This window comes from Actinophytocola sp. KF-1 (assembly GCF_054661535.1).
In genome coordinates, this window is the sequence record NZ_BAAFVK010000004.1 from 544,765 (window position 1) to 555,974 (window position 11,210).

Here is an 11,210-nt window from a genome sequence, read left to right on the forward strand (position 1 = left end):
ACCGGACGTCGGTCACGTGTCGTTCACCCGGCCGAGGACGCGGGGCACGCGGGGAATGGCGGTCGGTGCGGCCGCGGCTGTCCGCTCGGGGAGCTGGGCGGCGAGCTCGGCGACGGTGGGGTGGTCGAAGACCAGCCGCAGCGGCAGGTCGACGCCGGTGCGTGCGGACAGCCTGCTGATCACGCGGGTCGCGAGCAGCGAGTGGCCGCCGAGGGTGAAGAAGTCGTCGTCCGCGCCGACGTCGGCGACGCCGAGCACGTCGCGCCAGATGTCCGCGACCAGTCGTTGCGCGTCCGTCTGGGGTGGCCTGCGTGGCCCGTCGGACGGTCTGGCCTCGGGCGCGGGAAGGGCGCCGCGGTCGATCTTGCCGTTGGGCAGCAGCGGCAGCTCGGGCAGCGTCACGAACGCGGACGGCACGAAGTGCGCGGGGAGCAGTGCACGCAGGTAGGTGGTGAGGGAGGCGCGGTCGGCGTCCCCGTTCGCGGGCACGACGTGGGCGACGAGCTGGGTGGTGCCGGAGGTGTGGTCGTGCGGCGTGACGACGGCGTCCGTGACGTTCGGGTGGCCGCGCAGTGCGGTTTCGATCTCGCCGAGTTCGATGCGATGGCCGCGGATCTTGACCTGGTTGTCCACCCGCCCCAGGTAGTCCAGCAAGCCGTCCGGCCGCCACCGCACCAGATCACCGGTGCGGTACATCCGGCCCTTCCCGAACGGGTCCGGCAGGTACCGCTCGGCCGTCAGACCGGGTCGCTCGTGGTAGCCCCGCGTGATCCCCGCCCCCGCGAGGTACAACTCCCCCACCGCACCCAACGGCACCGCCCGCAGCTCCGCGTCCAGCACGTACGCGCTGGTGCCGTCCACCGGCACACCGATCGGCGTGCGCTCGTGCCCGGGGTCGGTCACCGCGTGCGTCGAGTAGGTCGTGTCCTCGCTCGGCCCGTACAGGTTGTTCACCTGCTCGACCACCGGGTGCGCGTACAACGCACGCACCAACTCCGGCGGCAGCGGCTCACCCGCGAGGTTGACCGTCCGCGCCCCCGGCGGGATCGCGTCCGACGCCAACAACTCACGCGCCGCCGACGGGACCGTGTTGACGAGGGTGACGTCCCGGTACCGCTCGGGGTGCTCGATCACGTCCAGCACCGTGTCCGGCGTGAGGATCACGGTCCCACCGACCGACAGCGGCGCGAAGATCTCGAACACCGACAGGTCGAACGACACCGACGTCGCCGCCAACGTGCCCGCCAACTGCTCAGCCGAGAACACCCGACCGGCCCACGCCACCATCGCCGCCGCCTGACGGTGCTCGATCACCACCCCCTTCGGACGACCCGTCGACCCCGACGTGTAGATCACGTACGCGACATCCTCGGGCGTCGCGGTGGCGGGCAGCCGTTGTCCTGGGCCGTCGGCGGGCAGATCGGCTGCCGAGCGGAGCACGGCGGCGGCCGCCGCGTCGTCGAGCATGAAGGCGATGCGGTGGTCCGGATAGCCCGGGTCGATCGGCACGTACCCGGCGCCGGACTTCAGCACCCCCAGCACCGCGACGACGAGGTCGCTCGTGCGTGGCAGGCACACGCCGACCAGGTCACCGGGTCCGAGCCCCTGGTCCCGCAGGTGCCGTGCGAGCCGGTTGGCCTTCGCCTCGAGCTCCGCGTACGTCAGCGTCCCGTCCACCGCCCGCACCGCCACCGCGTCCGGTGTCCGGTCGGCCTGGCGCTCCACACCGGCCTGGAGCAACGCGGGTCCGGCCGCGGCGACCGGTGAGGCGGTCAGCGCGGCGCGGCGCGCCTGTTCCGCCGGGCTCGCCACTTCCAGCTCGGCGACAGTGCGGTCGGGGGTGGTGGCGATCGCCTCGACCGCGGTGACGAGACGGCCCGCGATCATCTCGGCGGTGGCGGCGTCGAACAGGTCGGTGTTGAACGCCAGGTGCCCGGACAGGGCGCCGTCGCGCTCCTCGACCTGCACGACCAGGTCGAAGGGGGTCGCGCGGCGGGGCACCGCGACCGGTTCGACCACGAGCCCCGGCAGGTGGGGGCGCGGCGGCGTGCCGTTGACGGCGAGCAGCACCTGGAACAGCGGGCTGCGGCCGCGGTCGCGGTCCGGGCGCAGGTGACGCACGAGTTCCTCGAAGGACACCCGCTGGTGCGTCCGGACGCGGTCCACGGTGTCCCGCACGGTCCGCAGCGCCTCGGCCAGCGTGGCGTCGGGGGGCGTCGTGAGGCGCAGCGGCAGTGTGTCGACGACGAAGCCGACGACGTCGGCGAGCGCCGGGTCGTCCCGGCCCGCCGCCGGGGTGCCGATCGTGAGGTCGTGGCGGCCGGTGAGCTTGGCCAGCACGGTGGTGAGCGCGGTCGCGAGCACGACGAACGCGGTGGTGCCCGCCGTGTGCGCCGCCGCGCGGACGGTGGCGGCGGGCAGGTCGAGCGGCACCGTGTCGCCGCGGTAGGTCTGGGTCGCCGGTCGTGGCCGGTCGGTCGGCAGGTCGGGGGCGACCGCGCCGTCGAAGTGGTCTCGCCAGAATGGGAGGTCCTCCGGTGCCCGGTTCCGTTGCCAGCGCGCGAAGTCGGCGTACTGGACCGGTGCGGGCACCGGCGGTTCGGCGTGTCCGGCGGCCAGTGCGCCGTAGCGGTCGGCGATCTCGCGGAGCAGGAGGTCGAGCGACCAGCCGTCGGCGATCGCGTGGTGGAGGTTCAGCACGAGCACGTGGTCGTCGGTGGCGACGCGCACGAGCGTCACCCGCCACAGTGGCCCCTCGGTGAGGTCGAAGGCCCGGTCCGCCTCGGCGTCCACGGCCGCGGCCCAGTCCTCGTCGTCCACCAGCACCAGCGGCACCTCGGGTGCCGGCGCGACGACCTGGACCACGGTGCCGTCGACCTCGCGCAGCGACGTCCGCAGCGCTTCGTGCCGCAGTGCGGTGTCGCGCAAGGCGGTGCGTAGCGTGCCCACGTCGAGCGGTCCGCCGATCCGGGCGGCGCCGGTGATGTGGTAGGCGAGGTTCGCCTCCTGGTCGATGCGGCACAGGATCCACAGCCGTTCCTGTCCGGTGGACGCGGGCAGCACGAGGGTGCCGTCTGGTTCCGGCACCCGCTCGACGGCCGTGATCTCGGTGGCGGTGCCCGCGGTGGGGAGGTTCGCCGCCAGTTCCGCGACGGTCGGGTGTTCGAAGACCAGCCGCACGGGAACGGCCACGCCGGTCGCCGCGCCCAGCCGGTGTGCCACGCGGATGGCGAGCAGCGAGTGGCCGCCGAGGCTGAGGAAGTCGTCGTCGGCACCGATGTCGGTGACGTCCAGAACTTCCCGCCAGACCGCCGCCACCAGGCGCTCGGCGTCCGTCCGAAGTGGACGGCGCAGCGCGGTCGACCGCCGGAGGTCCGGGTCGGGCAGGGCAGCGCGGTCGATCTTGCCGTTGGGCAGCAGCGGCAGCTCGGGCAGCGCCACGAACGCGGATGGCACGAAGTGGCCGGGCAGCGACGCCCGCAGGTGGGCCGCCAGTGCCGAGGTGTCGAGGTCGTCCGCGGCCGCGACGACGTAGGCGACCAGGATGTCGGAGCCGGCGGGGTCGGGCCGGGCGACGACGACGGCGTCGGTGACGCTGTCGTGCCTGCGCAGCACCGACTCGATCTCGCCCAGCTCGATGCGGTGGCCGCGGATCTTGACCTGGTTGTCCACCCGGCCCAGGTAGTCCAGCAAGCCGTCCGGCCGCCAGCGCACCAGATCGCCGGTGCGGTACATCCGGCCGTTCCCGAACGGGTCCGGCAGGTATCGCTCGGCCGTCAGACCGGGCCGCTCGTGGTAGCCCCGCGTCACACCGGCGCCCGCCAGGTACAGCTCCCCCACCACACCCAACGGCACCGGCCGCAGCGACGCGTCCAGGACGTACGCGCTGGTGCCGTCCACGGGGACACCGATCGGCGTGCGCTCGTCGGCAGGGTCGGTGACGGCATGCGTGGAGTAGGTCGTGTCCTCGCTCGGCCCGTACAGGTTGTTCACCTGCTCCACCACCGGGTGCGCGTACAACGCACGCACCAGTTCCGGCGGCAGCGGCTCACCCGCGAGGTTGACCGTCCGCGCCCGCGGCGGGAGCGCGTTCGCGGCGAGCAGTTCGCGGACCGCGGACGGGACCGTGTTGACCAAGGTGACGTCCCCGTACCGCTCGGGGTGCGCCACCAGGTCGAGCACGGTGTCGGGGGCGAGGACCACGGTCCCGCCGACCGACAGCGGCGCGAACAACTCGAACACCGACAGGTCGAACGACACCGACGTCGCCGCCAACGTGCCCGCCAACTGCTCGGCCGGGAACACCCGGTTCGCCCACGCCACCATCGCCGCCGCCTGGCGGTGTTCGATCACGACCCCCTTCGGACGACCGGTCGAACCGGAGGTGTAGATCACGTAGGCGACGTCGTCGGGGGCACCGGTCGGCGCCGGCCGGTCGTTGCGGCCGCTCCACGGGATGTCGTCCGGGGACCGGACGACCGCGGCCGCGTGCGAGTCCTCGATCATGAACGCGACCCGCTCGGCCGGGTAGCCGGGGTCGATCGGCACGTAACCCGCGCCGGACTTCAGCACACCCAGCAGCACCACGACCAGGTCGCTGGTGCGTGGCAGGCACACGCCGACCAGGTCGCCGGACCCGATGCCCTGCTCTCGGAGGTGCCAGGCGACGCGGTTGGCCCCGGCCTCCAGTTCCGCGTACGACAGCGTGCCGTCCACGGCGCGCACCGCCACCGCGTCCGGTGTCCGGTCGACCTGGCGCTCCACACCGGACTGGAGCAGCGCGGGCCGGGCCGCGGCGACGGGCGCGCTGGTCAGCGCGGCGCGCCGCGCCCGCTCGGCCGGTCCTGTCACGTCGAGTTCGGCGAGCCTGGTGGCGGGGGCGGCGGCCATCAGCGATACGACGGCGGCGAGTCGCTCGGCGAAGAGCCGGGCGGTGGCCGCCGCGTACAGGTCGGTCCGGTAGGTGAGGTGACCGGTGATGTCGGCGCCGGACCGTTCCAGGTGGAGGGACAGGTCGAACTGGGTCTCCGCCGGGGGCATCGGCAGGCGGTCGATCCGCAGGCCGGGCAGGTCCACGGCGCGGGGCGGCGTCTCGTTGAGCGCGAGCATCACCTGGAACAGCGGGCTCTGCGACGGGTCGGGCCTGCGGGCGAGGGTGCGCACGAGCTGGTCGAAGGGTGTGCCGGCGTGCCGGTGTGCCTCGACGAGGGCCTCGTGTGTGGCGCGCAGCGCGTCGGCGAGCGTCGCGCCCGGGGCGGTCGCGGTGCGCAGCGGCAGGGTGTTGACGAAGAACCCGAGCACGTCCGCGGTGTCCGTCCGGGTGCGGCCACTCGTGGGGATGCCGATGGTCACGTCGTGCGTGCCGGACAGCGCGCCGAGCAGCACGCTGGTCGCGGCCGCGACCACGGCGAACTCGGTGGTGCCCTCGGCGGTGGCGAGGCGGCGGACGGCGTCGCCGGGCAGCGTCAGGGGGACGTGGGCGCCGCGGTGGGCCGGCTTGGCCGGGCGGGGGTGATCGGTCGGCAGTGCGAGCGGCGGCGCGCCGGCCAGCCGGTCACGCCAGTACGCGAGTCCGTCCTCGTCGTCGGGCTGGGTGTCCTGCCAGTGCGCGACGTCGCCGAACTGCACGACGGGCTCGGGCGGCAGCGCGGCACCGTCGGTGAGCGCCCGGTGGACGGCGGCGATCTCGGACAGCAGCACGTCCAGCGACCACCCGTCGGCGATGGCGTGGTGCAGCGACAGGAGCAGCAGGTGCTCCTCGTCGGCCAGCCGGACCACACGTGCCCGGAACAGCGGCCCGTCGGCGAGCTCGGTGGTGCTGTGCCGCCACCGAGCGATCAGGTCGTCCTCGTCGGTGCCCGCCACGTCCTCCGGGGCGGGGTCCCACTGCCAGACGGGGTGCACGACCTGGACGACGTCGCCGTCCTCCTCGCGCAGGGTGGTCCGCAGTACCTCGTGGCGGCGGGCGACCTCGCGGAGCGCGGCGGCGAGCACGGCCGCGTCGAGCGGGCCGTGTATCCGTGCGCCCCCGTTGAGGTGGTAGGCGAGGTTCGCGGCCGGGTCGAGCGTGCACAGCAGCCAGAGCCGCTTCTGTCCCGGCGAAGCGGGAAGGGTGACGGTGCCGTCGAGTCCGGGTGTGCGTGGTGCGACGGGCAGCGGACCGGTCTCGGTGCCGGAGGGCAGCGCGGCGGCTAGTTCGGCGACGGTCGGGTGGTCGAAGACCAGCCGCAACGGCACGTGCGTGCCCAGTTCCTCGCCGAGCCGGTGCGCGAGGCGGGTCGCGAGCAGCGACTGACCGCCCAGGACGAAGAAGTTGTCGTCGATGTCCACTGTGGATACGCCGAGCAGTTCGCGCCAGAGCGACGCCACGAGCCGTTCGGCTTCGGTGCGGGGCGCGGTGTGCGCGCGCCCGGTCTGCTCGGGTTCGGGGAGCGCGCCGCGGTCGATCTTGCCGTTGGGCAGCAGCGGCAGCTCGGGCAGCGGCACGAACGCGGACGGCAGGTAGGCGCTGGGGAGACGCTCGCGGAGATGAGCGGTGAGGCGCTCGTGGTCGGGGTCGGCACCGGCGACCGGGACCACGTAGGCGACGAGCTGGGTGGTGCCGGAGGTGTGGTCGCGTGCCACCACGACGGTGTCCGTGACGTCGGGGTGGCCGCGCAGCGCGGTCTCGATCTCGCCCAGTTCGATGCGATGTCCGCGGATCTTGACCTGGTTGTCCACCCGGCCCAGGTAGTCCAGCAAGCCGTCCGGCCGCCACCGCACCAGATCACCGGTGCGGTACATCCGGCCCTTCCCGAACGGGTCCGGCAGGTACCGTTCCGCGGTCAGACCGGGCCGCTCGTGGTAACCCCGCGTGACCCCCGCCCCCGCGAGGTACAACTCCCCCACCGCACCCAACGGCACCGCCCGCAGCCCCGCGTCGAGCACGTAGGCGCACGTGCCGTCGACAGGCACGCCGATCGGTGTTCTGTCGTGCGCCGGGTCGGTGACGGCATGGGTGGAGTACGTGGTGTCCTCGCTGGGCCCGTACAGGTTGTTCACCTGCTCGACCACCGGGTGCGCGTGCAGCGCGCGCACCAACTCGGGTGCCAGTGGTTCGCCCGCGAGGTTGATCGTGTGCGCACGGGGCGGGATCGCGTTCGCCGCGAGCAGTTCGCGGACCGCGGACGGCACGGTGTTCACCAACGTGACGTCCCGGTACCGCTCGGGGTGCTCGATCACGTCCAGCACCGTGTCCGGCGTGAGGATCACGGTCCCACCGACCGACAGCGGCGCGAACAACTCGAACACCGACAGGTCGAACGACACCGACGTCGCCGCCAACACCCCAGCCAACTGCTCCGGGGAGAAGACCCGACCGGCCCACGCCACCATCGCCGCCGCCTGACGGTGCTCGATCACCACCCCCTTCGGACGACCCGTCGACCCCGACGTGTAGATCACGTACGCCACGTCCTCGGGCGTGACCACCGCGGGTGGCCGGGACACCGAGTCGGCGGCGGGAAGGTCCTCTGTGGACGTGATGACGAGCTTGGCGCCGGAGTCCTCGGCCATGAACACGACCCGGTCGGCGGGGTAGCCCGGGTCGATCGGGACGTAGCCCGCACCGGACTTCAACACCGCCAGCACCACCACGACCAGCTCGGTCGTCCTCGGCAGGCACACCCCGACGAGATCACCGGGGCCGATGCCCTTCGCCGCGAGCGCGGCCGCGAGGCGGTCCGCGGCGGCGTCCAGTTCGGCGTAGGTGAGCGCGCCGTCGACCGCCCGCACCGCCACCGCGTCCGGGGTCCGGCCGGCCTGCTCCGCCACCACGGCGTGCAGGCACGCGGGTGCCGGGGGCACGATCGGCGATCGTGACAACTCGTCCCGGCGCGCCACCTCAGCCTCCGCCACGACGTCCACTTCGGACAGTTGCGCGCCCGGCCGGTCCACCAGCGCGGCGACCGCGACGGCGAAGCGGTCGGCGAGCAGACCTGCGGTGGTGGCGTCGAAGAGGTCGGCGTCGTAGCCGAGGAAACCGGTGAGCCCGTCCTCTCCCTGCCACAGGTACAGCTCGCAGTCGTGGCGGACCCCGGTCGGCGCCATCACGAGCGGACGCGCGGCGAGGTCACCGAGCCGCACCGACGGCAGCTCGTCCTGCAGCACCAGCAGCACGTCGTACAGGGACGTCCTGCCCATCACCGCCTCGAGCGGCACGTGCACCCGCGTGTACGCGTCCAGGCAGGTGCCGCGCACCGCGTGGAGCACGTCGCGCAGGGTGTGCGCGGACGCCGAATCGGTGCGCAGCGCGACCATCGTCGCGAGCGGTCCGATCGCGCCCGGCGCCTGGTGGCGCGCCCGGGTCGCGACCGGCGAGCCGACCGTGACGTCGGTCTGCCCACTGGTCCTGGCGAGCACCAGGTGCAGCGCGGCCAGCAGGACCATGAACGGCGTCGCGCCCTCGGCCGCCGCCAGCTCGGTGACGCGACGCCCCACCTCCGCGGGGAGCGTCACCGGGACCTGCCCGGACCGGAACCGGCGCCGCGCGGGGCGCGGCCGGTCGGTCGGCAACGTGAGGGGCGGCGCGCCGGCCAGCCGGTCACGCCACGCCGCCAGGTCCGCCTCGCCGGGTTCGGCGGGGACCGCGGGCGGCACGGCCGGCGGCGGCAACGCCTGCCCCGCGTACGCGGCGGACAGTTCGGCGAGGAAGACACGCAGCGACCAGCCGTCGGCGACGATGTGGTGTGCGAGCAGCTGCAGCAGCGACGTGTCGTCGGGCAAGCGCCACACCGCGACGCGCCACAAGGGTCCCGCTGCGAGGTCGACCGGCTCCGCCGCGCGCGCGTCCGCCGCCGCGCGCGCCATCGCACGACCGGCACCCGGGTCGTGGCCGGTCAGGTCCACGACCGTCAGGTCCGGCACGACCTCGTCGGCGACGGCGCACGCCGTCCGGTCCCCGGCCGGGAACGTGCTGCGCAGGACGGGGTGCCGCCGTGCCAGTTCGGCGAGCGCCGCCGCGAGCCTGCCCGCGTCGACCGGTCCGTCCAGTTCGGCTTCGAAGCGCAGCACGTTCACGGCCGTGCCGGGGTTGAGTTCCTCGAACAGTCGCAGACCGAGCTGGATCGGGTTCACGCCCGCGGCCGACGACGACCGCCCGCGCCATCGGGCGAGCAGCGCACGGCCGACGTCGGCGGAGACCTTGTGCGTCCCGGCCATCACGCCGGTCCTCCCGCCATCGCGTCCCGGACACGCGTGACCGCGTCGGCAGGCGCCACACCGGAACTCGCCCACAGCGCCGCCAGCCGGGCGGTCAGTTCCCGCGGCGACTGGGCGAGCAGCACGAGGTCGACCGGCACGGGCAGCGTGAGGGCGTCCTCGACGACGCCCGCGATCTCCGCGGCCCGGACGGAGTCACCACCGAGCGCGGTGAGCGTGTCGGTCGGCGCACACGCGGGCACCTCGCACACCGCCGCGAACACCGAGGACAGGAACCCGGCGATCACGTCGGCCTGCGGCCCGGGAACCGCCGGGACGGCGGTGACGACGTGCCCGGTCAGTTCACCGGCGAAGTAGCGCTCGCGGGCCAGCGAGCGCTGGATCTTGCCGCTGGTCGTGCGCGGGAGCGTGCGTGGCGGGCAGATCGCGACCGCGGCGACCCGGACCCCGGTCGCGGACAGCACCTTGGCGCGCACGTCCTCGGCGACCCTCTCCTCGGGCACGGCGTCGCCCGCCCGTTCGACGGCGATCACCACCTCCTCGTCGGCGCCGCTGAAGGCCGCCGCGGTGGGGCGCACGTGCGGGTTGTCCTCCACCGCCGCGGCCTCCAGGTCGTGGGCGTGGTGGTTGACCCCGTTCTGGATCAGGACGTCCTTGCGCCTGCCGGTGACGACCAGGTGGCCGCCGCGCAGCACGCCGAGGTCACCGGTGCGCAGGAACCGCGCACCGTCGAGCACGCCGGAGGACTCGTCGTCCTCGGTGTCGTTCCAGTAGCCCTCGCTGACGCTCGGTCCGCTGAGCCAGATCTCGCCCTCGGCGCCTTCCGGCACGGGCGCCGCGGTGTCCGGATCGACGACCGCGAGGTCGTGCCCGCTGATCACGGCGCCGCAGTCCACGCGGCCCGCGTCGTCCACGCCGTCGGACTCCGACCAGTGCCTGCCGGTGACGATCAGCGTCGCCTCGGCGAGTCCGTAGCACGGCAGGAAGGACCGGGCGCGGAAACCGTGGGGCGCGAACCGTTCCGCGAAGTCGGCGATGGTCCGCGCCCGGATCGGCTCGGCGCCGTTGAACGCCACGCGCCACGTGCTCAGGTCGAGCCCGGTCAGGTCGGCGGTGGCCCGCCGCAGGCACAGGTCGTAGGCGAAGTTCGGGCCGCCGGTGTGGGTGACGCCGAGCTCGCTGATCTGCCACAGCCACGCGAGCGGATTCTTCAGGAAATGCACCGGCGACATCAATCGCACCGGAAATGCGCCGTGCACGGGAGTGAGAATGAATCCGATCAACCCCATATCGTGGTAGGGCGGCAGCCATGAGACGACCCGGGCCGACTCGTCCAACCCGAAAACCTCGGTAATGCCGTTGATATTGGCGATCAGGTTGCGGTGCCGGAGCACCACGCCTTTCGGCGCGCCGGTGCTGCCCGACGTGTACTGGACGAGCGCGACGTCGTCCTCGCCGGGCAGCGCCGGCAGTGCGGGGATGCCCTGGGGACCACCACCGAGCGTGATCACCTCGGGCAGCTCGAGGTCGGGCGCGCTCGCCCTGAGCACCCCGAGCACCGCCGGGTCGGCCAGCAGCACCGTGGCGCGGGAGTCGGCCAGCACCCGCCGCAGCCGGACGGCGATCCGCTCCGTCGGGCCGAGCAGCGGCGGATACGCAGGTACCGCGGGCACACCGGCGAGCAGACAGGCCCACATCGCCACGACGAAGTCCAGCCCGGGCGGGTAGAGCAGCAGCGCGGGGCCGGGAGGTGTGCCGCCGTCACGCAACCGCGGCGCGGCAGCGGCCGCGGCGAACAGCAGATCACGGTAGGTGATGGTGTCGACGCGGCCGTCGTCGTGCAGGTATTCGTACGCGACCTGGTCACCACGGTGCGTGGCGTTGTGCACGAGTGCGTGCGCGAGAGTGCGAAAAGCTCGGTTCGGCATCGACGCATTCCATTCCCGTGTCACGACGGCAGAGGAATCGGCTGGCGGTTCCCGAGCAAATTTATGCGGCACCCCTCTCGGCTC

The 11,210-nt window shown here is 73.5% G+C and carries 2 protein-coding genes; both read right to left on the reverse strand.

Annotated elements, in window-relative coordinates; all coding sequences use genetic code 11:
- Positions 1 to 12: 12 nt before the first annotated feature.
- The gene (locus ACYQ77_RS15515) at positions 13 to 9,198 is read right to left on the reverse strand and encodes a non-ribosomal peptide synthetase (RefSeq protein WP_459711704.1); all 9,186 of its coding nucleotides are present in this window, start codon (positions 9,196 to 9,198) and stop codon (positions 13 to 15) included.
- Positions 9,198 to 11,126 carry an AMP-binding protein gene (locus tag ACYQ77_RS15520; protein ID WP_459711706.1) on the reverse strand — a complete coding sequence of 643 codons (1,929 nt, stop codon included), beginning with the start codon at positions 11,124 to 11,126 and terminating at the stop codon, positions 9,198 to 9,200. The genes ACYQ77_RS15515 and ACYQ77_RS15520 overlap by 1 nt, the downstream gene beginning before the upstream one ends.
- Positions 11,127 to 11,210: the final 84 nt, after the last annotated feature.

Excerpts from the sequence above, each read along its gene's own strand:
- ACYQ77_RS15515 (WP_459711704.1), bottom strand. The coding sequence starts at position 9,198 with ATGGCCGGGACGCACAAGGTCTCCGCCGACGTCGGCCGTGCGCTGCTC.
- ACYQ77_RS15520 (WP_459711706.1), bottom strand. The coding sequence starts at position 11,126 with ATGCCGAACCGAGCTTTTCGCACTCTCGCGCACGCACTCGTGCACAAC.